General features: G+C 59.4%; 19 protein-coding genes. 9 read left to right on the top strand and 10 right to left on the bottom strand.

The features are described from left to right. The first annotated feature begins 24 nt into the window (after positions 1 to 24). The 5 genes from colR to LOY55_RS24310 all read left to right on the top strand — a co-directional run bounded on the left by colR (position 25) and on the right by LOY55_RS24310 (position 3,759). Positions 25 to 708, top strand: a complete 684-nt coding sequence (colR, locus tag LOY55_RS24330; protein WP_046026458.1) for a two-component system response regulator ColR — start codon at positions 25 to 27, stop codon at positions 706 to 708. Then, on the top strand, positions 698 to 1,981 hold the full coding sequence (locus tag LOY55_RS24325) for a HAMP domain-containing sensor histidine kinase (protein WP_109785036.1): 1,284 nt from the start codon (positions 698 to 700) through the stop codon (positions 1,979 to 1,981). The genes colR and LOY55_RS24325 overlap by 11 nt, the downstream gene beginning before the upstream one ends. Positions 1,982 to 2,142: 161 nt before the next feature. Continuing rightward, positions 2,143 to 2,811, top strand: coding sequence for a class I SAM-dependent methyltransferase (locus LOY55_RS24320; protein WP_046026456.1), 669 nt, complete (start codon positions 2,143 to 2,145; stop codon positions 2,809 to 2,811). Positions 2,812 to 2,815: 4 nt separating this feature from the next. After that, positions 2,816 to 3,529 (top strand): lipopolysaccharide kinase InaA family protein, encoded by a 714-nt coding sequence (locus LOY55_RS24315; protein WP_046026455.1) that lies wholly within the window; start codon positions 2,816 to 2,818, stop codon positions 3,527 to 3,529. A 2-nt stretch (positions 3,530 to 3,531) separates the two neighbouring features. After that, complete coding sequence (locus LOY55_RS24310; protein ID WP_077431350.1) at positions 3,532 to 3,759, top strand: hypothetical protein; 228 nt, start codon at positions 3,532 to 3,534, stop codon at positions 3,757 to 3,759. Between the two features lie 197 nt (positions 3,760 to 3,956). Here the strand turns inward: LOY55_RS24310 and LOY55_RS24305 are convergent, their stop codons facing one another. The 5 genes from LOY55_RS24305 to LOY55_RS24285 form a co-directional block, all read right to left on the bottom strand. Then, positions 3,957 to 6,992 (bottom strand): multidrug efflux RND transporter permease subunit, encoded by a 3,036-nt coding sequence (locus LOY55_RS24305; protein WP_258667020.1) that lies wholly within the window; start codon positions 6,990 to 6,992, stop codon positions 3,957 to 3,959. Between the two features lie 13 nt (positions 6,993 to 7,005). Continuing rightward, on the bottom strand, positions 7,006 to 8,154 hold the full coding sequence (locus LOY55_RS24300) for an efflux RND transporter periplasmic adaptor subunit (RefSeq protein ID WP_046026453.1): 1,149 nt from the start codon (positions 8,152 to 8,154) through the stop codon (positions 7,006 to 7,008). A 205-nt stretch (positions 8,155 to 8,359) separates the two neighbouring features. Continuing rightward, a complete protein-coding gene (locus tag LOY55_RS24295; RefSeq protein WP_223523507.1) occupies positions 8,360 to 9,457 on the bottom strand; it encodes a DUF1513 domain-containing protein in 1,098 nt (365 codons plus the stop codon). Between the two features lie 14 nt (positions 9,458 to 9,471). Then, positions 9,472 to 10,536 carry an imelysin family protein gene (locus LOY55_RS24290; protein ID WP_046026451.1) on the bottom strand — a complete coding sequence of 355 codons (1,065 nt, stop codon included), beginning with the start codon at positions 10,534 to 10,536 and terminating at the stop codon, positions 9,472 to 9,474. 27 nt (positions 10,537 to 10,563) lie between these two features. Continuing rightward, on the bottom strand, positions 10,564 to 11,991 hold the full coding sequence (locus tag LOY55_RS24285; RefSeq protein ID WP_109785039.1) for a di-heme oxidoredictase family protein: 1,428 nt from the start codon (positions 11,989 to 11,991) through the stop codon (positions 10,564 to 10,566). A 328-nt stretch (positions 11,992 to 12,319) separates the two neighbouring features. On the opposite strand from LOY55_RS24285, the gene LOY55_RS24280 reads away from it, so the two are divergent. Beyond that, complete coding sequence (locus tag LOY55_RS24280; protein WP_223525272.1) at positions 12,320 to 13,738, top strand: IS1182 family transposase; 1,419 nt, start codon at positions 12,320 to 12,322, stop codon at positions 13,736 to 13,738. 129 nt (positions 13,739 to 13,867) lie between these two features. On the opposite strand, the gene LOY55_RS24275 is transcribed toward LOY55_RS24280, so the two are convergent. Together LOY55_RS24275 and LOY55_RS24270 are read right to left on the bottom strand one after the other, a co-directional pair. Then, positions 13,868 to 15,217, bottom strand: a complete 1,350-nt coding sequence (locus LOY55_RS24275; RefSeq protein ID WP_109785264.1) for an imelysin family protein — start codon at positions 15,215 to 15,217, stop codon at positions 13,868 to 13,870. Positions 15,218 to 15,473: 256 nt separating this feature from the next. Beyond that, the gene (locus tag LOY55_RS24270; RefSeq protein ID WP_258667015.1) at positions 15,474 to 17,525 is read right to left on the bottom strand and encodes a bifunctional diguanylate cyclase/phosphodiesterase; all 2,052 of its coding nucleotides are present in this window, start codon (positions 17,523 to 17,525) and stop codon (positions 15,474 to 15,476) included. Positions 17,526 to 18,717: 1,192 nt separating this feature from the next. Here LOY55_RS24270 and LOY55_RS24265 point away from each other — a divergent pair. Next, entirely contained in the window at positions 18,718 to 19,092 is a 375-nt protein-coding gene (locus tag LOY55_RS24265) for a DUF6124 family protein (RefSeq protein WP_258667014.1), read from the top strand. Between the two features lie 57 nt (positions 19,093 to 19,149). On the opposite strand, the gene LOY55_RS24260 is transcribed toward LOY55_RS24265, so the two are convergent. The 3 genes from LOY55_RS24260 to LOY55_RS24250 all read right to left on the bottom strand — a co-directional run bounded on the left by LOY55_RS24260 (position 19,150) and on the right by LOY55_RS24250 (position 20,933). Further along, the gene (locus tag LOY55_RS24260; protein WP_065949384.1) at positions 19,150 to 19,746 is read right to left on the bottom strand and encodes a superoxide dismutase; all 597 of its coding nucleotides are present in this window, start codon (positions 19,744 to 19,746) and stop codon (positions 19,150 to 19,152) included. Between the two features lie 176 nt (positions 19,747 to 19,922). Continuing rightward, entirely contained in the window at positions 19,923 to 20,525 is a 603-nt protein-coding gene (locus LOY55_RS24255) for a LysE/ArgO family amino acid transporter (RefSeq protein WP_046033234.1), read from the bottom strand. A gap of 6 nt (positions 20,526 to 20,531) precedes the next feature. Next, the gene (locus tag LOY55_RS24250) at positions 20,532 to 20,933 is read right to left on the bottom strand and encodes an ACT domain-containing protein (protein WP_046033235.1); all 402 of its coding nucleotides are present in this window, start codon (positions 20,931 to 20,933) and stop codon (positions 20,532 to 20,534) included. A 96-nt stretch (positions 20,934 to 21,029) separates the two neighbouring features. On the opposite strand from LOY55_RS24250, the gene LOY55_RS24245 reads away from it, so the two are divergent. Together LOY55_RS24245 and LOY55_RS24240 are read left to right on the top strand one after the other, a co-directional pair. After that, complete coding sequence (locus LOY55_RS24245; protein WP_077431356.1) at positions 21,030 to 21,923, top strand: LysR family transcriptional regulator ArgP; 894 nt, start codon at positions 21,030 to 21,032, stop codon at positions 21,921 to 21,923. A gap of 54 nt (positions 21,924 to 21,977) precedes the next feature. Next, positions 21,978 to 22,970, top strand: a complete 993-nt coding sequence (locus LOY55_RS24240) for an NAD(P)-dependent oxidoreductase (RefSeq protein WP_258667012.1) — start codon at positions 21,978 to 21,980, stop codon at positions 22,968 to 22,970. Positions 22,971 to 23,071: the final 101 nt, after the last annotated feature.

Genomic DNA, 23,071 nt, shown 5'->3' with positions numbered 1-23,071 from the left:
TTACTGTGTACGGAGAAGGTGCCCATGCGAATTCTATTGGTTGAAGACAACCGCGACATCCTGGCCAACCTGGCTGATTACCTGGGCCTCAAAGGCTATACCGTGGATTGCGCACAAGACGGTTTGTCCGGCCTGCATCTGGCGGCCACCGAACATTACGACTTGATCGTGCTCGACATCATGCTGCCCGGCATCGACGGCTACACCCTGTGTAAACGCCTGCGTGAAGACGCCCGCCGTGACACGCCGGTGATCATGCTCACCGCTCGCGATCAACTGGATGACCGGTTGCAGGGCTTCAAGTCCGGGGCCGATGATTACCTGATCAAACCGTTTGCCCTGTCTGAACTGGCCGCGCGCATTGAAGCGGTGATGCGCCGCACCCAGGGTGGCGGTCGTCGCACCTTGCAGGTCGCCGATCTGGCCTACGACCTCGATACCCTGGAAGTGACCCGCGAAGGCCGACTGCTGAAGCTCAATCCGGTGGGGTTGAAGCTGCTGGCTGTGCTGATGCAGAAAAGCCCGCACGTGCTGCGCCGCGAAATTCTCGAAGAAGCCCTGTGGGGCGACGACTGCCCGGACAGTGACAGCCTGCGCAGCCACGTTCATCAACTGCGTCAAGTGATCGACAAACCGTTCGCCAAGCCATTGCTGCAAACCGTTCACGGTGTGGGTTATCGCTTGGCCGAGGGCCGTGATGGAGTTTAAACAGAGCCTGGCTCAACGGATCATCATCGCCTTTGCGCTGATGAGCGTGCTGGTGGCCGGCGCCTTCGCCATGGGCATTGTGGCGACCGTGCACGTGGTGGAAGAAAAACTGATTTCATCCGGCCTGGGTGGCGATTTGCAGCGCTTGTTGCTGATGGACAGCATCACGGACTGGAGCCACCGCCCCGAGCCGGACCAGTTGTTCTACTTCAGCGGCGGGGCAGGCGATTTCGAGCTGCCCAAGGATCTGCGCAACCTGGACTCGGGTTTTCACGAGGTGTTTCGCGATCATTTGTCGTATCACGCCATGGTCGAAATCGTCGACGGCCGGCGTTACGTGTTGTTGCAGGACCAAAGCGATTTCGAAGAGCGTGAGCGGGTGCTGTTTGCCGTGGTGCTGGTGGGCTTCGTGCTGAGCCTGGCGCTGGCGGTCTTTCTCGGCTGGGTCCTGGCGCGCAAAGTCATGGCGCCGGTGGTTCGCCTGGCGCGCCAGGTGCGTCACCGCGATCAATTGTTGGGTCTGGCACCGCCACTGGCACCGGATTATGCCGCTGACGAAGTGGGCGAGCTGGCCGTGGCCTTCGACGCCACCCTTGGGCGCTTGCGTCAGGCATTGACCCGCGAGCGGTTGTTTACCAGTGATGTCAGCCACGAACTGCGCACGCCATTGATGGTGCTGGCCAGCTCCTGTGAGCTGCTGTTGGAAAACCCTGGTATTGATCAGCGCGGGCGGGCCCAGGTCGAGCGCATTGCCCGTGCCTGTGAAGAGATGCGGGAACTGGTCCAGACTTTCCTGATGCTGGCGCGCGCGCAGCGTGAAGATGCCAGCATGTCACCGCAGCAGAACGTCAAGCAGGTAGCCGACGGGCTGCTCAATCTGTGGCGAGAACCTATCGAGACCAAAGGGCTGACGCTGATTGTCGAGCAAGGCTCCCCTCCAACCGCCAGTTACAACGCAACCCTTTTGCATGCGGTGATGGGCAACCTGTTGCGCAATGCTCTGCATTACACCGAGCGCGGTTTCATCCGGTTGACCCTGACGGCTACGGGTTTTCTGGTTGAGGACAGTGGTGTCGGCATTCCCGAAGAAAAGCGCGAGGCGATGTTCGAGCCTTTCGTGCGCGGTTCTGAAAAACGCGGTGAGGGCCTGGGCCTTGGGTTGTCACTGGTGCAGCGGATCTGCGAGAACCAGGGCTGGACGGTCAGCCTGACAACCATGGAGCCTAATGGCTGTCGTTTTCAGGTCGAATTACAGGCGTCAGATGGTGATTAAATGACCTGTTGCGAAGGGATGGCCCTGCGCTATTGTTACGATCCTGTAAAACCCTGAAATGGTTCGGGGGTTTGCTCAACGAAATTTTCACAAATGCATGACCTGTCACCGACACAAAAATACATAAGGTTGGTGACATCAGCATTTCAGGAGACCTGATGATGGACGGCCCGATCAAACTCGATTTTTCCGAAAAGTACGATGATCAACACGCTCAACGCTACCTGCGCAAGCATCAGGACGGCCTCGGTCGCAAGCTGTCCCACTGGCGTGACATACAGCTGGCACGCAAGGCGCTGACACTGGTCGGCGAGCCTGGCCTGGTGCTCGACTTGCCTTGCGGTGCAGGGCGTTTCTGGCCGATGCTGGCGGAAAAAGCCAACCGGGCCATCATCGGCGCAGACAACTCGGAATCGATGGTGAAGATTGCCATGCAGGCGCAACCCGCCGACGTGGTGAAACGGGTACAACCCTTGCACACTTCTGCCTTCGACATCGCCTTGCCAGATAACGCCGTCGACAGCATTTTCTGTATGCGTCTGCTGCACCACATCGGTGATGCCGAGCATCGACTGGCCATTTTGCGCGAATTTCAGCGTGTCTCCCGTGACAGCGTGATCCTTTCGTTGTGGGTGGACGGTAACTTCAAGGCCTGGAAACGCAAGCGCTCAGAAGCGCGACGTGGGCAGGAAGGTTACCAAAACCGGTTTGTGTTACCGGCCGCAACGGTGGAGAAGGAATTCGAGCAAGCGGGTTTCCGTATCCAGGAAAAACTGGACTTTATTCCGCTCTACGCCATGTGGCGCGTTTACGTATTACGCAAGAGGTAACAGGATGGCAGTGCAATGTGCAGCAGAAACGGAAGTCGCTCCAAAGGACCGCTTCGATTTTTTCTGGAGCCAGCGCGGTGAATGGGTAGAAGAACCCAACGTTCGCCGCGGTGGGGAAAGTGGTGTGCAGCGTGTCATGGGCAGCGATGGACAACTGCTCTACGCCAAGCGTCAGACCGGCCATATCTATCGAAGCTGGTTGCACCCGTTTGGCCGCCCTACCGTATTGCGTGAGCAAGATGCACTCATCGGTCTGCGCAAGCTTGACGTGCGTGTTCCGGAAATCGTTTTCTGCGGCGCACAGCGCGACCCTGTACACAAATGGCGCGCATTGCTGGTGACCAAGTCGCTGGATGGCTTCGACGAAATCGAAAAGTGGTACGCCGGTGGTGGTCGAGAGCGTCATGGCGAAGCGGTGAATGATCGTGTGTTGAAAGATCTGGCCGAAAACCTCGCCCGCATGCACAAGGGGCGGTGGCAGCACAGCTGCATCTACATCAAGCATGTGTTTCTGCGGGTCACCGGTGAAGGTGAGTCGGCCAAGGTCGAAATTGCCTTGATCGACCTGGAGAAGTGCCGACAGCGTATGACGGCTTATCAGGCGGCTGCACATGACATGAAGCAACTGCGTCGCCACTCGTCGTTCAGCGCTGCGGACTGGAAAAAACTTGTCTACTTTTATGAGACGGCGTTTGGCAGCGCTATCAAGGGTTTATAGCGATGAAACTAGAAATTGCACGAGGTTTGTTTTTAGTTGGAGCCTTGGCAGTTGCTACTTTGGCGGTGGCTGCCTGGGAGCAGCCTCGCACGCAGGTCCTCAGTTCAGTGAGCAGCGATGCTCACTGTCCAATTCCACGGGCAATCAAAGCCTCCTCGGCAGCGCAACCCGACCACGATCTGTTGTTGCTCATGTTCGGACTTGCTCAGGGAATGAGGCCGCAAAGTTGACCCGATTGAAACCAAAATAAAAGGCCTCGCATCTGCGAGGCCTTTTTATTGCCCGATTTCCAAGCTGCTGCTGGATCATTCCCACGCTCTGCGTGGGAATGCATCAACGGACGCTCCGCGTTCGGCCTTTGGTGGGACGCGGAGCGTCCCTGGCTGCATTCCCACGCAGAGCGTGGGAGCGAGCGTCAGCCGTGCGGTCATGCGCGTTCTTTAGCGTCGGGTTTGGCCAGCAATGTGTAGATGCACGGCAACACGAACAACGTAAACAACGTCCCGATCGACATCCCCGTAGCGATCACCGTGCCGATATCAAACCGGCTGACCGCCCCCGCGCCCGTCGCGATGATCAACGGCACCATGCCGAACACCATCGCTGCCGTGGTCATCAGTACAGGGCGAAGTCGAATCGCCGCCGCTTCCTCGACCGCTTCACGAGCCGTCAGCCCTTTTTCCTTGCGCAACAGGTTGGCGAACTCGACGATCAAAATCCCGTGCTTGCTGATTAGCCCGATCAGGGTCACCAACCCGACCTGGGTGTAAATGTTCATGCTCGACCAGCCCAGGAACAGCGGGATCAACGCGCCGCAAATCGACAGCGGCACGGTCACCAGAATCACCAGCGGGTCGCGAAAGCTTTCAAACTGCGCGGCCAGTACCAGGAAAATGATCGCCAGTGCCAGGGCGAAGGTCACCCACAGCGCACTGCCTTCCTGAACGTATTGCCGCGATGCCCCGGCATAGTCGACGGCGAAGCCCGCCGGCGCTTCTTCCCGGGCGATCTGCCGCACGACCTCGATGGCTTCGCCCATGCTGACCAGCGGTACCCCTGAAAGGATGGCCGAGTTGAGTTGCTGGAACTGGTTCAACTGCCGTGGCCGCGCACGGTCGGTCACGGTGATCAGGGTCGACAGGGCCAGCAATTCGCCCTTGGTGTTCTTCACGTAATAGTTGTTCAGCCAGTCCGGATTGTCCCGGAAGGGGCGTTCGACCTGCGCGATGACCTTGTAGCTGCGCCCCTCAATGGTGAAACGGTTGATTTCCGCCTCCCCCAGCAACGTCGCCAGCGTTCCGCCCAGGTCTTGCATGGATACACCCATCTGCGCGGCCTTGGCGCGGTCGATATCGACCACCACCTCGGGCTTGTCGAAGGCCAGGTCGACGTCGACGAAGGCGAACTTGCCGGACTCCATGGCGCGCTTTTTCACCCGGTCCATCACTTGCAGCAGCAACTCGTAATCGTTGGCGGTATTGATGACGAACTGAAACGGCAGGCCCTGGCCGGTGCCGGGCAGGGAGGGCAGGTTGAAACCGAAAATCTGCAAGCCCGGGATGCTTTCCAGTTTGGCCTGGACGTCGGGCAGGATCTGCATTTGAGTGCGGTCGCGCTCGTTCCACGGCTTGAGCAAGAAGCCGCCGATCCCTGATTGCACGCCGTTGAAACCGTTGATCTGGAACGAAGAGTAGTACTCGGGAAACGCCTTGAAGATCGTGACGAACTCGTCGGTGTAGGTGTTCAGGTAATCGAGGTTGGTCGGTTGCGGTGCGCTGGCCATCATGAAAATGATGCCCTGATCCTCGTCCGGCGCCAGTTCCGATTTGGTGAACTTGAGCAGTACCGGAATCAGGCACAGCACAATCACGGCGAACACCAGCACAACTGGCCGGGTGTTGAGCGTGCCGTGCAGCATGCTTTGATAACGACGCTTGAGGCTTTCGAAAATCAGGTCCAGGCGGTGGGCCAGGCCGCTGGGGTTTTCATCGTGACGCAGCAGCAGTGCGCACATCATTGGTGACAAGGTCAGGGCAATGATCCCGGAGATCACCACCGCGCCGGCCAGCGTCAGGGCAAACTCCTTGAACAGCGCCCCCGTCAGCCCCGTCAGAAAGCCGATCGGCGCGTAGACCGCCGCCAGGGTGATGGTCATGGAAACCACCGGCATGGCGATTTCCCGGGCGCCTTCGATGGCCGCATCGAACGGTGTCTTGCCTTCCTCGATGTGCCGGTGGATGTTTTCCACCACAACAATGGCGTCGTCCACCACCAGGCCGATGGCCAATACCATCGCCAGCAGGGTCAGCAGGTTGATCGAATACCCCATCATCTGCATGAAGAACATCACGCCGATCATCGACAACGGGATAGTAACCACCGGGATCACGACGGAACGGAATGCGCCGAGGAACAGGAACACCACCACAATCACGATCAGCACCGCCTCGAACAGGGTTTTCACCACTTCGTCGATCGAGGCCTGGATGAACAGCGTGGCGTCGTAGGCAATCTCGGCCTTGAGGTTAGGCGGCAGCTGGGCGTCCAGTTGCGGCATGATCTTGCGCACTTCCTTGATCACGTCCAGCGGGTTGGCGCCGGGCGTGGCCTTGATGCCGATGTACACCGAGGGCGTGCCGCCGAAGGAGCTGATGGTGTCGTAGTTTTCCGCGCCCATTTCAACCCGCGCCACATCACGCAACAGCACTCGACTGTCGCCATCGACCTTCAGCGGAATGGCCGCAAAGGCCTCGGCGGACTTGAGCTCGGTGTTGGCGTTGATGCTGGTCACCACGTACTCGCCTTTCACTTCGCCGGCGGCGGAGAGGAAGTTGTACTGGCGCACCGCGTTGGTCACGTCGCTGGCGCTCAAGCCGAAGCCGGCGAGTTTTACCGGGTCCAGCCACAGGCGCATGGCAAAGACCTGATTGCCGAGAATCTCGGCTTCGGCCATGCCCGGCAAGGTCGCCAGTTTCGGCTGGATGACCCGCGACAGGTAGTCGGTGATCTGCGGGTTGCTCAGCTCCTTGCTGAAGTAACTGATGTACATCAGCGCCGAGGCGTCGGCGGCTTCCTTGCTCAGTACCGGGTCTTCGGCGTCCTGGGGCAGTTGGTTCTTCACTTCGTTGGCCTTGGCCAACAGCTCGGTGAACAAACGGTCGGTGTTGGCGCCGATGCGCGCGTAGATCGAGATGACCGAGAAGTTCTGGCGACTGACCGAGGTCATGTAGTCGATCCCCTCGGCGCTGGCCAGGCTTTGCTGCATCGGTTGGGTAATGTAGCCCTGAATGGTTTCGGCGTTGGCCCCGGGGTACGCCGTCGTCACCGTGATCAGGGCGTTTTCCATTTGCGGGTATTGGCGCAGCGGCAGTTTGCTCCAGGCCTGAAAGCCCAGCAGCACAATCAACAGGCTGACCACGGTAGCGAGGACCGGGCGGCGGATGAACGGGTCGGTAAAAGCCATGGGGATTCCTTGATCAGTCCGCGCGCGGCGGACTGTTCTTCTCGGCTAGGGTCTTGTCGTCGCTGATCGCGATGTGCGCACCGTTGTCCAGTTTGATCTGGCCGGCCGTGACCACTTTTTCGCCGTTCTGCACTCCTTTGGTAACGATCACCAGCCCCTCGCGGCGTTCACCGGTTTCAACGAAACGCCGTTCGGCGACCAGGATCGGCTCGCCCTTGTCGTCCTTCTCGACGCTGCCATCTTCAGCTTTTTTCTGCGCGGCCACGTACACCGAATTGCCGTAGAGGGTGTAGGTGATCGCGCTTTCCGGTACGACGATGCGTGGCTGCGGGTTGGGCAGCAACACGTCCAGGTTGGCGAACATGCCTGGCATCAATTTGCCGTCGGGATTGGCCAGGGTGGCGCGCACTTGCACGTTACGCGTGCTGTTCTCGACTTTCGGGTTGATCGCACTGATCGTCCCGGGAAACTGCTGCGCCGGATACGCCGCGACAATGATTTGCACCGGCTGGCCGACCGCGATTTTCGGCACGGACTGCTCAGGCACGAAAAAGTCGGCGTAGAGACTGCTGAGATCTTGCAGGGTGGCAATCATGGTGCCGGTGGCGACATAGTCGCCGACGTCCACCTGGCGAATGCCGATGGTCCCGCTGAACGGCGCATGAATGCTTTTTTTGCCGAGTGCGGCCCTGAGCTGATTGACCGTAGCCTTGCTCTTTTTCAGCACGGCCGAGAGGCGATCGAACTCGCCTTTGGAAATGGCCTGGCTGCCGACCAGTTGACTGCCACGGGAGTAATCGACCATGGCCAACCCGAGATCGGCCTGAGCCGTTTCCAGCAGGGCGGTTTCCACGGCGCTGTCGAGCTGGACGATGGGCTGGCCGGCCTTGACCTTCTGTCCGGACTGGAACTGTACGTCCGTGACCGTGCCGTCAGTCTCCAGGCTCAGGTCCACCCCTTGCAGCGCCTTGAGAGTGCCGACGGTCGGCAGGCGCGCTTGCCACGGCCGCTCGATTGCCGTGGCCACGGCGACGTTGACCGGCGGCTTTGGCGCGGAGAAGCCTTGAATCATCGTGTAGATGGAGAAGGCTTTGTAAGCGGCCAGGACCAGTACAATCAGCAGCACAACACCCAACATGATCAGCATGCGGCGACGCAGCATATTTCCAGTTCCTTGGAGAAAATCAGGTGAGACAGGCAGGCACATTACCCCGAGTGCGCGGGTGATTCCAACTGCCAGAATTTACAGGCAAGCGCAAAACCTGTAGGAGCCGAGCTTGCTCGCGATAGCGGTCTATCAGTAACAACTATGCTGGATGTGCAGCCGCCATCGCGAGCAAGCTCAGCTCCTACAAGGGCCGGGTGTATCAGATGAGGTGCAGGTGGTTGTCCCAGAGCCCCGCAGGCAACTCAAGGGGTTTTGCAACAAGGTTTGTCTGGCGGCAATCGTAGTACCGGCAGCGTCCCTGCCCGGACGTCACGACAAACCCATCGGCCACCGCACCGACCCCGGCGCAATCGGGAAGTGGCGCGTCCAGGCGCACTTCGCCGCTGTCCAGGTCCCAAATGAAAAAGCGGTTGCCCCGTGGCGCGGTCAACGCCACCAGGCGCAGATCGCTGTGCACCGCGACGCTGGCGGTGTAATGCCCCATGGCCTGCAATTGATGCTCAGGCACCGGGAACGCTACGAACGGCTGGCCCGGACGCTTGATCGCCAGCAACTCCGAAGACTCGTGGGATGGCCCCATGAATTGCTGACCGGCGACGATCGTGCCGTCGCTGGCGATGCCCAGGTGGCGCACGCTGTTCATCTGTTGGGCCAGGGTTTCCTTGCTCAACAGGGTGCCGTCGCGTTGCATCAGCACCAGGCTCGGCTCCATGGCATTGAGGTTCATCTCGACCCGGCTTTCGGCCTCGGTGCGAATGCCGCCGTTGGCCACGACCAGGGTTTCCCCATCAGGCATCCACGACACCTGATGCGGGCCAAGGCCATGCGTCGAGAGTTCACCGCTGTGCACCAGCCGTTCACCTTCGAACTTATACACACCCAGCAAGCCGCGACCCGGATCGGAGGTATCGTTCTCGGTGGCGTACAGCCAGTCACCGCTCTTGTGAATCACGGCATGGCCGTAGAAGTGCCGGTTTGGCTGCGAAACGATGGTCTGCAGTAACGTGCCGTCGCGCAGGTCGATCAGGTAGCTTTCGGTGCCCGGACGACGGGCGACGAACAGCGCGATCGGCTGCGTCGGGTGATTGATGATGTCATGGCAACGCTGGCCGACCTGGGTGGCGAACACCCGGGTGCCGTCCAGCCGATAACCGACGGCGTAATGCTTGCCATCGGTATCGTCCCGCGCCGACAGCAGCAACGGGCTTTTGTCCTTTTGCTTGAACAGCGTCCAGCCGCCCAGTGTCACTGCTCCCAGCAGCAAACTACCTAAAGTCAGAGCCTGACGTCGCAGCATGGCACTCGCCCTCATCAGTCACCGTCGTTGGCGTTGAAGCCCAGTTGAATGCCCAACGCCTTGGCCAGGTCGCCTTCGTGCAGGCGATGGACAACGTTGAGGCTGTCGTAGAGATCGTTGAGCTGCTGGCGACCGGCGTCGTCTTTGAGCATTTCGGTCAGCGAGCGTTGATTGCTGGCGAACAGTTTCAGTGCGGCGGCGTAGGCAGCATCAATTTTGTCGGCCAATGGCTTTTGCTCAGCCGGCAACAGGCCGCGCAGGCCTTTGTTGTCGACGCCTTCCCACACGGTTTTGGCCGCGGCGAGGCTGGTTTCGATACCGGTCAGGGACGACTGGCTGCGCCATGCATCAGCCTGGAACGGCTGCGGCACGCCCTTGCTCTGACGGCCCATCGGCGTGCCGAGTTTTTTCTTCAAGGTGTCGATGGCGGTGACTTGTACACGCAGCAAATCGGCGATGGCTTCGTGGGAGTCGGCGTAGCGCTGGTTCGGGAACTTGCTCAATTGTGCGAGCATGCCGTCGGTGCTGTTCCAGCTTTGCAGAATCTCTTCGGCCAGCTGTTTCTGACGCTCGCCAATCGCTTTCAGCAGTGGGCAGTACTTGGCTTTTTGCGCGTCGTTGGCCACGTCTGGCTTGCTGTCGAACAGAATGTATTCATAGGCCGAGAGCCCCTGAACCACCACGCTGGACTTGGCCAGGGCCGCTGCATCGATCTGCGGCTGGGCGCTGACCAGTTGTTCGACCTGACGGCCGACCAGGTTCTTCTTGTCTGGCCAGAACTGCACCTGCCACGAACGGTTACCCTCGGCCAACGGACCGATCAGCAGCGGTTGCAGCTCGGCCCAGGCTTTCTGTGCGTGCAGGAAATCAGCGCGGGCGGTGTCGAGGTTTTCCTTGCCTTCGCAGTAGGCGAGGGCGCTGACAGCCAGTTGGCGGTCGGCTTCAACCCAGCGGGTGTAAGTCGGCAGGATCACCGACTTGGCGATGGCGGCCGATGTCACGGCTTGCGGGTCCTGCGGTGAACAGGCGCCCAGTGCGAGTGCTGCAAGGCTGGTGAACAACAGTTTGGGGCGGAACATGTCGGGCTCCCGATTCTTTATAAGTGTTTAAAGTGAGTTCAAAAATGCCAGCAACGCAGCGCGTTGTTCGGCATTGAAAGACAAAACCTGTTGCTGCGCGGCCGTCGCTTCACCGCCATGCCAGAGCACGGCTTCGAGCAGATTGCGTGCGCGGCCATCATGCAAAAACTGGGTATGGCCACTGACCGCCTGTGTCAGGCCGATGCCCCACAACGGCGGCGTGCGCCAGTCGCGGCCACTGGCCTGGAATTCGCTGCGGTTGTCGGCCAGACCGTCGCCCATGTCATGCAGCAGCAGATCGCTGTATGGGCGAATCACTTGATTGGCCAGTTCAGGTTCGGCGGCGTTGGCGGCGGTGGTGTACGTCGGTGTGTGACAGGACTGGCATCCAGCCTGATAGAACAGGTTTTTGCCGGCCAGGACGTCGGGCGCACCGACATCGCGGCGGGCCGGTACGGCAAGGTTGCGGGTGTAGAACAGCACCAGACGCAAAATGTTATCGCTGACTTCCGGCTCGCCATCGGGGCCGGTGCCATTGGGCGCCTGTTTGCAGGCGGTTTGCGCATCGGTGCAGTCATCGAAGGGTCTGAGGCTCGTCGTGAGGCCCATATCGCCGGAAAACGCGTGAACATTTTGTTGATTGAGGTTCGGTTGCCCGGCTTTCCAGCCAAATCGCCCGAGAACGGTCTTCTGTTGCACGTCATCCCAGACCTGGTTCGGACGTCCGGCGATGCCGTTTTTGGCCTTCGCCTGCGCCTCGGCATTGGCCAGGATCGTCTCCTCGGGGATCGCTTCAAGCAAGCCCAGGCCAATCATTGGCGGTGCGACACGTGCCGAGAAACGGGTGTCAGGGTGCATCGGGCCGTAGCCCAATTGAGTGATGTTCAGCCGCGGTTTACGCAGTTCAATTTCAGTGCCGTCCTTGAAACGCACCGCAACGGGCGTGTAATCAACGCGCACTTTGCCTTCCGGCGCGACACCGGGCACGGCCATGTCCTGGAGCTGCCCGCCATAGACCGGCTCCGGCACCACGCCAAGCTGCTCGATGACGTGAGCATAGGCCGGCGCATTGGGGATCGACAGGCGCACCAGCATCGACACGGCGTTCGGCGCATCCGGCGTCGGCGGATGGCCGCGACCGTCCTTGATGTGGCAGCCCTGACAGGCATTGGTGTTGAACAACGGGCCGAGGCCGTCACGGGCGGTGGTGGTCGACGGCGCGATCACCCAGGGGCTGCGGAAGAAACTGTTGCCGACGCTGAAGTCCACGCGCCGTGACGGCGGCAGATTGGCGGACGGCAGGGAAAACGAGTTCTGATCGGTCTTGCGTACGGTCGCGCTGCCACCGGAACGGGCTTCACCGGGTTCGGCCTTGGTAAAACGCGGGGCGTCATCGCAGGCACTCAGGCCCAGGGCCAGCAACAGTGCGGACAAGCGAAGAGGCAGCGGGGGCATCAGACATCCTGCAAGGCGAGCAAAACAAGGGCGCAAAGTCTAACAGGGGATGGGAATTTGAATAAGAGGAATTATCGTTTGCTTGATCTGGCGCAGGGTGATCGTTCCCACGCTCTGCGTGGGAATGCCTCAACGGACGCTCCGCGTTCGGCTTTTGGTGTGACGCGGAGCGTCACGGGCTGCATTCCCACGCAGAGCGTGGGAACGATCGGATCGGTGGTTGGCAGGTATGAAAAAGGCGACCCGAACAGACTGTGTGAAAACCTAGCAATCTGCGCAAAGCTCAAAGAAAATGCTCCGTATCGAAAGATACGGAGCATTTTTCGTTATGGCTTACATCCAAGGTGAGTCCCGTAGCCAGACCAGTCTGTTCCCGGTCTCGCTGGAAGAACTGATCCCCGAGGATCATCTCGTTCGGGTTATTGACCTGTACGTCGCCAAGCTGGATCTGGTGCAACTGGGCTTTGATAAAGCGCTGCCCAAAAGCACAGGTCGTCCTTCTTATGATCCTGCCGATCAGCTCAAGCTCTACCTCTATGGCTATTTTCAGCGGATTCGCTCATCGCGGCGTCTCGAAGCCGAGTGCCAGCGCAACATCGAAGTGATGTGGCTGATCAACCGGCTTAAGCCCGACTTCAAGACCATCGCCGACTTTCGCAAAAACAACAAATCCGCCTTTGTGGCGACGTGCGGTGCCTTCGTCCGGTTTTGCCGCATGGCCGGTCTGATCGCAGGAGACTTGGTGGCCATCGACGGCAGCAAGTTTCAGGCAGTCGCTTCCTCGCGGCGCCATATGAACCTCAAGCAACTCAAGCGTCAGGAAGAAAAACTGGATAAGCGCATCGCTCAGTATCTGGCCGAACTGGATGAGGCTGACAGGCTCGATGCGGGAGAGGTGATTGATCGCGGCGCGATCAAAACAGCACTGGTGCAGCTTAAAGTTCGCCAGCAGGACAATCAGAGCTGCCAAGCGCTGATGAACTCGATGGGCCTGGAGCAGTTCAACACCCACGAAAGCGATGCCCGAATGATGCGCACGCCCAAGGGGCCGCGTGTGTCCTATAACGTGCAGAGCGCCGTGGATGCCAAGCATTGCCTGATTCTGCATCATGAGGTTACCCAGGATGGCGACGACCGCAAGCAACTCGAACCAATGGCTAAAGCCGCCAAAGAACAGCTGGAACAAGATGCCCTGACCGTGACTGCCGATGCCGGCTACTCCAACGGCCAGCAGTTTCAGGCCTGCGAGGAGGCTGCGATTACCGTTTATGTGCCGCCCAACCGCTCGGTCAATCCTGGTGGTGAGGACTTTTTTGAGCGCAAAGACTTTATCTACGAAGCCGAACACGATCGTTATCAGTGCCCGGCAGGCAAGTGGTTAACGCTCAAACAGCGCCACAAGGGCGATCGGATCTATCAGGCAGATGTCAGCGACTGCGCCGCCTGCCCGCTCAAATCCCAATGCACTGGCGCTCAGCGCCGCTACGTCTCACGCCACGCCCATGAAGAAGCCTTTGAGCGAATGGAGCAACGAATGCTGGCCCATCCGCAGATGATGGCCAACCGAAGATCCATTGTTGAGCACCCCTTCGGCAACCTGAAGCAATGGCTGTTTGGCAATGCTCGCTTCCTGTTGCGTCAACTGGAGGGCGCGAGAGCGGAAATGGCCTTGGCAGTGAGTGCCTACAACCTAAAACGCGCAATTAGTGTGCTCGGGGCCCGCCAATTGATGGCGTTAATGGGCTGAAAGGCTTTTTTCGCCTGTCGCCCGCACCAAAACAAACGCCCCGAACAAGTCGGGGCGTTTGTTGGGCCGGCCTTCAGCGCGTTTTCACACAGTCTGCGAAGGTCGCCTTTTTCAGTCAGCCAGCGTTGATCAGAATTCGTGATCAGCGTTGTCCGGGTTCAGGTCGCTGATACCCAGCGAGCCAGCAGCGGCTTCGATCGCGCCAGTCTGCTTGACCAGGGAAGCGATCGCGTCACGCACGATCTGATTGCCCGCGGTGTTGCCAGCGGCGATCAGTTGGTCGTAGTGCTCGCCTTTGTTGGCGTGATCAACCATGACCTGAAGCTTGGCTTCGGTCGCGGCCAGATCGGCTTTCAGAGTGGTGTCGGCAGCCGGGTCGGCTTTGGCCACCAGGGACGACAGGCTGGCGCCGGTCATTTTGGTGCCGTCGGCGCGGGTGTATTCGCCCAGGTACACGTTACGAATGCCTTTGGCATCGTAGAAGTGCGAGTTGTGGGTGTTGTCGCTGAAGCAATCCTGTTCGTCTTCCGGGGAGTTGGCTTCCAGGGAAACCTTCATGCGCTCGCCCGCCAGTTCGCCCAGGGACAGGCTGCCCATGCCGAACAGCATTTTGCGCAGGCCGGATTCAACCGGTTCGGCTTCCAGCGTGGCGCGGTAGTTGTCAGCCACGTTTGGCTTCCAGTTACCGACCATTTCTTCCAGATCGCTGACCAGCAGTTGGGTCACGGACTTCAGGTAAGCGCGACGACGGTCGTTGTGACCACCGGTTGCGCCTTTGCCTTCCAGGTAGTCGGAAGCAGGACGGTTGCCGGCGCCAGGGCCAGTGCCGTTCAGGTCCTGGCCCCACAGCAGGAACTCGATGGCGTGGTAGCCGGTGGCGACGTTAGCCTCGGAACCACCCAGCTCGTTCAGGCTGGCGAGTTTTGCCGGGGTGATGTCTTTCACGTCGACCTTGTCTTCGCCGATCTGGACTTCAGTGTTGGCGATGATGTTGGCCGTGGCGCCCGGGTTACCCAGTGCGTGTTCGTAGGATTTGTCGACGTAGTCGATCAGGCCTTCGTCCAGTGGCCAGGAGTTAACCTGACCTTCCCAATCGTCGATGATGGTGTTGCCGAAGCGGAACACTTCACTCTGCAGGTAAGGAACGCGGGCAGCGACCCAGGCAGCCTTGGCGGCTTTCAAGGTGTCGGCGTTCGGCTTGGCGAGGAAGGCGTCGACGGCGGTTTGCAGGGTTTTCGCGGTGGATTCGGCATCGCTGTATACGGCGAAGACGATGTCGGCGTAGTGCGCGACAACGGCTTTGGCGGCGGCTTCATCGACTTTGCTGACAGCGGCAGGCGCAGCCGCTGGAGCAGCGGCAGCGCTGGCGACTGGTGTAGGCGCTGGCGCTGCCGTGGTCTTGTCTTTGCCTTCGCCACAACCGGCGAGGGAAATAGCGATGGCCAACAGACTGGCGGTAGCCAGAGGCATACGAATCATGGTGAACATCCTGCTTCAAGAGGGGGTGGAAGGGCGCTTCACGCGCGCAAAACTGCGACATAATGCAAATCTTTCGCATTATGTGTAAAGGGTTGCAGGTGGAAATATTTCTTATTCACACGGGGTTGTGTCGTGGATCAAAAGAAACGCAGCCTCGTTTCACTCGACAGCTGCTACACAGCTGCTACAGAAGCACGGGGGCCCATGTAGGAGCTGTCGAGTGAAACGAGGCTACGATTTTCGAATCTCTACAAATCTACAAAATGGCCGCGTTACTGCGCTGGGCCTGTTTCAGGTAGGCGCTCAACTCACGTGCCGGCAAGGGTTTGCTGTAGTGATAGCCCTGACCTTCGTGGCAGCCTTCGGAGATGATATAGGCCTCTTGCTCGGCGGTTTCCACGCCTTCGGCAATGACCTGCATGCCCAGACTCTTGCCCAACTGGATAATCGCTCGAACGATGGTTGCATCGTCGTCGTCATCGAGCAGGTCTTGCACGAAGCTCTTGTCGATCTTGATTTTGTCCAGCGGCAGGCTTTTCAGATAGCTCAGTGACGAATAGCCGGTGCCGAAGTCATCGATGGCGATCAATGCGCCGGAGCGGCGCAGGCTCAGCAGGTGTTGGGCGGCGGTGCTGATGTCTTCCATGAGGCCGGTTTCGGTCACTTCCAGTTCCAGGCTGCGCTGTGGCAGACGGTACATTTGCAGCAGGTTATTGACCACTCGCGGCAACTCGGCGTGGTGCAATTGCACGGTGGACAGGTTGACCGCCATGCGCAGGTCGGGGAAGCCCTGGTCGTGCCATTCACGCAGCTGTTTGCAGGCCTGATCCAGCACCCATTCGCCTATGGCAATGATGGTGCCGTTTTGCTCGGCCAGCGGAATGAACAGATCGGGCGGTACCAGGCCATGCTCGGGATGTTGCCAGCGAATCAACGCTTCGACGCCCACCACCCGGTGGTCGCGGTAACTGATTTGGGGTTGGTAGACCAGGTAGAACTGATTGCGCAGCAGTGCGTCGCGCAGGTCTTTTTCCAGTTCACGACGGCGGCGCATCTCGGTGTCGACGCTGGCAATGTAGAACTGATAGCGATTGCGTGAGCGCGTCTTGGCCAGGGTCATGGTCTGTTCGGCTTTTTGCAGCAGCTTCTCGGTGCTGTCGCCATCCTCGGGAAACAAGGTGATGCCAATGGTCGCGCGCAGGCGTATTTCCTGATGATCGAGGGCAAACGCCGCTTCCAGGTCATCGAGAATGCTTTGCGCCAGTTCGGCGGCTTCGTAGGGTTGTTCGATATCGGCCTGGACCAGGGCGAACTGGTCGCCGCCCAGACGGGCGAGGGCGCCGAGGCGGCCACTGTGAGCCCGCAACCTGTCAGCCAGGGCCAATAGCAATTGGTCGCCGGTCTGATAGCTGAATTGTTCGTTAATGCCTTTGAAGTCATCCAGGCCCACCACCAACACCGCGACCCGACGCTGCAATTTGCCGGCGTCGACCAGGATCTTGTCCAGCTGATGCTGCAATTGCTGGCGATTTGGCAGGCCGGTGAGGAAGTCGTACTGGGCCATGCGCAACAGGCTGTTTTCCGCTTCGTGGCGCAGGTGAGTGTTGCGTTCGATGGATTCGAGCAACTGGTTGGCGGTGTTGATCCAGATCCCCAGTTCGTTCTTTTCGTGGCCCTTGAGCTGCGGGATTTTGTGTTCGCTGGGGCGATCCGGGTTGATTTCGGTCAGGTGTTCGATAATCCGCGACAGCGGTTTGGTCAGCAGCCAGTGATAGACCAGGTACAGCACCAGGCCCATGGCCAAGGCGCGCAGCACGCCGGAAATGAAGATGATCACCGAGTTGACGATGAAGCCCTGCCCGTAGGTGGCGGTATCGAGGGTGATGCTCAGGTCGCCGTAATATTCACTGTAAGGGCCGCGACCTACCAGTTGGGTGGTGAAGGTGCGTTCCTTGCCGAGGATCAGGTCGGTCAGCCAGCGACTGTTTGAATGCTGCAATTCGCGGGTTTTTTGCGCGAGCATGGCTTCGTTGGGGTGGCCGATGGAGGCCTGGCGCACGGCGTCGTCCTGGAACAGGCCTTCGATCACTTGCATGCCCATTTCCCGGTCCAGGCTGTAGACCGCCTGGGTCGAGGGGTCGCGGAACATGTCGAGGATGCGTTCGGCGTCATTGGCCACGGCCTGGCGCGTCTTGTAGGCATCGAAGACGATTTGCGCACAGCTCAAGACCACGCCGACGATCAATGCCGACAGGAGCACGACCCGGAGCAACTTCACCGACAAGCTGTTCTTGAGTTCCAGCTTCAAAGGGTTATTCCTTGTTCCGTGCGGGTAGCATCAAGTTGCCATGAGTATTGGCAATCCTGTGTTTGCAGTCAAAGGGACAATCAATCACAGGGGGTTTTTGCCTGTGGGCTTGGCCGATATGCAGTTGCCTGGGGTATTTGTCCGATTAGTACTGTGTCGGTAGTTGGGTCCTTCAACTTGAGGGGGATGGGGACTATTTTTCCTTTTGGTTGATGTTAGACGGGTGTGGCGTTGGGGCAAGGGGTTGATCGCTGGTTTCATCGTCCGATTTTGGCTTGATTTTTTTGGGGGCGCGTTGAGGCTGTGGGGGGGGTACATATCCGTTGCTGCGGTAACGGCTACTTATGGTTTCGCCCTGACGGTCGACTCCCTTTGGCAAACGCCCCAAAGGAAGCAAAGGTCTCGCCCCGGCGTCCGGCCCCTCGCTGGGGCTCGGCGTTCCTTCGCTCCGGTATTCATCCGGGGACACTGCCCTCCGGTCGGCTTCGCTTCGACCTACATGCAGCGTGTTCGACTGCGTCGAACGGCGCTGCGCGCCACTCCCCGGATGAACACCTCCACTCAGCCTCCCGAAGGGGCGGGTGGATCAAGATCAAAAGCTGTAGGCGAGCTAACGCTCGGCCTGATGAGTGGTGAGGGGCAAGAGCAGATGTGGGTTGTTTTGCTTTTTGTGGGAGCGGGCTTGCCCGCGAAGGCGGCCTGACAGCCATCCAATTTCTAGCAGGTGTACCTAGTCTCTGTAGGAGCCGGGCTTGCCCGCGATGGCGGTCTGGCAGCCAACCAATCTCTAACAGGTGTGCATCAATTGATCGTTCCCACGCTCCGCGTGGGAATGTCGCCGGGGACGCTCCGCGTTCCATTTTTGTGTGTTGAAAGATGTGTAAGAAACGCAGTGCTTTCCCACGCATTTTTCAGGTTGCCGGGTAGGAAGCAGTCTCTCTAACCTCTGGCTGTCGCTGAAAATTCAGCGACCGGGTGTGAGAGCCCGGCAACTTATGGTCATCCAGTGTCTGTACACGCATAATCGCCGCCAGCTTATTCGCTGCCGGCAAATGCGTTATGGCGGCTGTGTGCGGGCGGACTTCGGTCCGGCCGGGTGTCCATAACCGGTCTTCTCACCTCGCACATAGCTGCCACCTCTTCGCCGTGTGAGAAGCGGCGAGTGGAGGCTCCAACGCTGGAGAAATGCTCAATGGACAAATTAATTCCCGATCCACCCTTCAACACCACCACCCCAACCGCCGAAGACACCCAATCCGAAGCACTCCTCCGAGACCGCGAAGCCATAAAACGCGCCCTCGACTACTACCTCGATCCCCCGTCCCAATACACCGAAAAACCCCGCCGCCCCAGCACGATGTTTCTGGTCGCCCCCAACATGGACACCGAAAGCCTCCTGGCCCAGGCCTGCGAGTCACTGGCCTCCGCCAGCGTCATGACCAGTGATTTCGCCGCGAACCTGATCGGCCCGCAGAGAAACACCGTGCTGGCGATCCAGCAGATCATCATGCTGGCCGAGTTGGCAGTGAACCGAGCCTTGGATAACGTTGACCCTCAAGCGACCTGACATTCTCCTGGCGAAAAAAACCCGGCAAAAGCCGGGTTTTTTTGACTGGCGTCGAGATTAAGCGGTGAAGGTTTTGCCTTCGAACTGCTCAGCCACGAATTTCCAGTTGACCAGGTTCCAGAACGCTTCGACGTATTTCGGACGAACGTTGCGGTAGTCGATGTAGTAGGCGTGTTCCCAGACGTCGCAGGTCAGCAGCGGGGTGTCGCCGTTGGTCAGCGGGTTGCCGGCGCCGATGGTGCTGGCCAGGGCCAGGGAACCGTCAGCCTTTTTCACCAGCCAGCCCCAACCGGAACCGAAGGTGCCGATGGACGTCTTGCTGAACTCTTCCTTGAACTTGTCGAACGAACCGAAAGCCGCGTTGATGGCTTCAGCCAGCGCGCCGGTAGGTTGACCGCCGGCGTTTGGCGCCAGGCAGTTCCAGTAGAAGGTGTGGTTCCAGACCTGAGCGGCGTTGTTGAAGATACCGCCCGACGAAGATTTAACGATTTCTTCCAGGGTCTTGCCTTCGAACTCGGTGCCTGGCACCAGGTTGTTCAGGTTCACGACGTAGGTGTTGTGGTGCTTGTCGTGGTGGTATTCCAGAGTTTCCTTGGAAATGTGCGGCTGCAGGGCATCGTGTGCGTAAGGCAGCGGCGGCAATTCGAAAGCCATGATGATTCTCCTAGTCAGGTCAGTTGCGGTGAGCGCAAGGCCGATCACGGGCGGCCAGACAAGCGCCGGGGAGTTTGTACTCTTTGCGGCGCAGGGAATCGGATCATAGCACCGGGGGTGCGGCATAACCACGCAACAACTGTGTGGAATAGAGGTTCCAGAGCCTTTTGGAATAATCAGCCTGCAACAATTAATTGAAACGCCACCGCAAACATCATCACCGCGACCAGCAGGTCGAGTATCCGCCATGTACTTGGCCGGGCCAGCCACGGCGCCAGCCACGCCGCGCCCAGCGCCAGGGTGAAAAACCACAGCAACGACGCACTCGCCGCGCCCACCACATAAGCACCGGGCTCGGTTTGTTGCGCCCCGAGAGAGCCGATCAGCAACACCGTATCCAGATAAACGTGCGGGTTGAGCAGGGTGACGGCCAACGCACTGAGCATGACGGCACGCAGTGAGCGAACGGTCTGGTTTTCACTCTGTTGCAGGCTTTGTTTCGAGCAGGCCCGGCGCAGTGCCTGGCTGCCGTACCAAATCAGAAACACCGCGCCACCCCAGCGGGCGACCGCCAGCAGTGTCGGATTTTGCGCCAGGACCGTCGCGAGGCCGAAGACTCCGGCCGCCACCAACAATGCATCGCAGACCACGCACAGCGCTGCCACCGGCAGGTGATGTTCGCGTCGAAGACTTTGCGCGAGCACAAACGCATTCTGAGTGCCGATCGCCATGATCAGTCCAGCGGCGACCAGCAGGCCGTTTACATAACTTTGCCACATACGTCATTACTCCCCGTTGGCCGCGAGATCGCGCAATACTTGCAGGGCACGTTCAGCATCGGCCTGACCGACGAACAGGTGGTCGTGGTAGTAACCTGCGATCACGTTGCAGCTGATGCCGGCCTTGCCTAAAGCGGTGGCGAACGCGGCAGTCAGGCCAACTGCTTCCAGCGCCGAGTGCACATTCAAGGTGATCCAGGCCGCGACATAGTCGAAGCTGAAACCGGCCTGTTCGGCGTGGGAGCGCTCCAGAATCACGGTCAGACCTTCCTGCTCGCGAAAGCTGCCGACGATCTCAAGGCCAGTCGGCAACGTGCCGTCGCGCAGGGTGCAAAACACGTATTCGCCGGCGTTGAGTTGCGGGCTCATGCTGCGCAGCAAGGTTGCCAATGAAGTTTCACCAGCCATGTCGGTATTCCTTGTTCAAAAGTGCTTGTCGGGCATTCTGGGCTGCTAACCTGTATAAGAAAAACCAATCATGCTGATCGCTCATTAGGAAAACTGATGTTCGACTATAAATTACTCTCTGCCCTGGCTGCCGTTATCGAGCAGGCCGGGTTCGAACGGGCCGCGCAGGTGCTTGGCTTGTCGCAATCGGCGATCTCCCAGCGCATCAAGTTGCTGGAAGCGCGGGTCGGCCAACCGGTGCTGGTGCGGGTTACGCCGCCAGCCCCGACTGAAATCGGTCGGCGCTTGCTCAACCATGTGCAACAAGTGCGGCTGCTGGAGCGTGACTTGCAATCCCAGGTGCCGGCGCTGGACGAAGAAGGCCTGCCGGAACGTCTGCGAATTGCATTGAATGCCGACAGCCTGGCCACGTGGTGGGCGCAAGCGGTGGGCGATTTTTGCGCCGAACAACACTTGCTGCTGGATCTGGTGGTCGAGGACCAGACCGTCGGCCTCAAACGCATGCGTGCCGGTGACGTGGCGGCGTGTGTCTGCGCCAGTGAGCGCCCGGTGGCCGGTGCTCGCAGCGTTCTGTTGGGGGCCATGCGTTATCGGGCATTGGCCAGCCCGGCGTTCATCGCCCGGCATTTCCCGCAAGGCGTTCGTGCCGATCAACTGGCGAAAACCCCGGCGCTGGTCTTTGGCCCGGACGATTTCCTGCAACATCGTTACCTTGCTTCGGTGGGGGTTGATGGCGGTTTCGAACACCATTTATGCCCCTCGTCAGAAGGCTTCATTCGTTTGACCGAGGCCGGACTCGGCTGGGGGCTGGTGCCTGAATTACAGGTGCGCGAGCAACTGGAGCGCGGTGTATTGGTCGAGCTTTTGCCAGATAAGCCCATCGATGTGCCGCTGTACTGGCATCATTGGCGTAATGGCGGTCAGCTTCTGGGGTTGCTGACGGACCAATTGGTGCGTTCGTCGAAGCAATGGCTGGTGCCGTTGGACTGACGGGCAGCGTCAAGACTCACGAATCAGGCAAAACGAAAGACATCGGAGCACTACATGAAAATTCTGGTCACCGGCGCAAGCGGCTTCATCGGCGGACGCTTTGCGCGTTTCGCGTTGGAGCAGGGCCTGGACGTGCGGGTCAACGGTCGCGGGGCCGAAAGCGTCGAACATCTGGTGCGCCGTGGCGCCGAGTTTATTCAGGGCGATTTGAGCGACCCGGAACTGGCGCGCGACCTGTGTTCAGATGTCGAGGCCGTGGTCCATTGCGCGGGGGCGGTGGGGCTGTGGGGACGTTATCAGGACTTTCATCAAGGCAACGTCCAGGTCACTGAAAACGTGGTTGAAGCCTGCCTGAAACAGCGCGTTCGACGCCTGGTGCACTTGTCGTCGCCGTCGATCTACTTCGACGGTCGCGACCACTTGGGGTTGACCGAAGAACAGGTGCCCAAGCGTTTCAAGCACCCCTACGCTGCGACCAAATTTTTGGCCGAGCAAAAGGTTTTCGGTGCCCAGGAGTTTGGCCTCGAAACCCTGGCCCTGCGTCCGCGTTTCGTCACCGGCGCAGGTGACATGAGCATCTTCCCACGCCTGCTGAAAATGCAGCGCAAAGGCCGCTTGGCGATCATCGGCAACGGCCTCAACAAGGTCGACTTCACCAGCGTGCACAACCTCAACGAAGCGTTGCTCAGCAGTTTGCTGGCCAGCGGCTCGGCATTGGGCAAGGCCTACAACATCAGTAATGGAACGCCGATTCCGTTGTGGGATGTGGTCAATTACGTCATGCGCAACATGGAAGTCCCACAAGTCACGCGCTACCGTTCCTACGGTTTGGGTTACACCGTCGCGGCACTCAACGAAGGTGTGTGCAAACTGTGGCCGGGGCGTCCCGAGCCGACGTTGTCGCGGCTGGGCATGCAGGTCATGAACAAAAATTTCACCCTGGACATCAGCCGCGCCCGGCATTATCTGGACTACGATCCGAAAGTCAGTGTCTGGGCCGCCCTCGATGAATTCTGCAGTTGGTGGAAGGCTCAAGACCTGCGTTGACGTCGCGCTAGTCGTCTGCCCGCACTGAACCGAGTTGGGAGTAGGGAGTCAATCGGTGCGGCAGTGGGGTTTATACTCGCCGCATAAAGCCATCACCGCGT

Origin of the sequence: Pseudomonas sp. B21-040 (assembly GCF_024748695.1) — a bacterium.
GTDB lineage: Bacteria > Pseudomonadota > Gammaproteobacteria > Pseudomonadales > Pseudomonadaceae > Aquipseudomonas.
The sequence above is the reverse complement of the archived record's forward strand: the minus strand, read 5'-3'. Positions and strand labels throughout refer to the sequence as shown.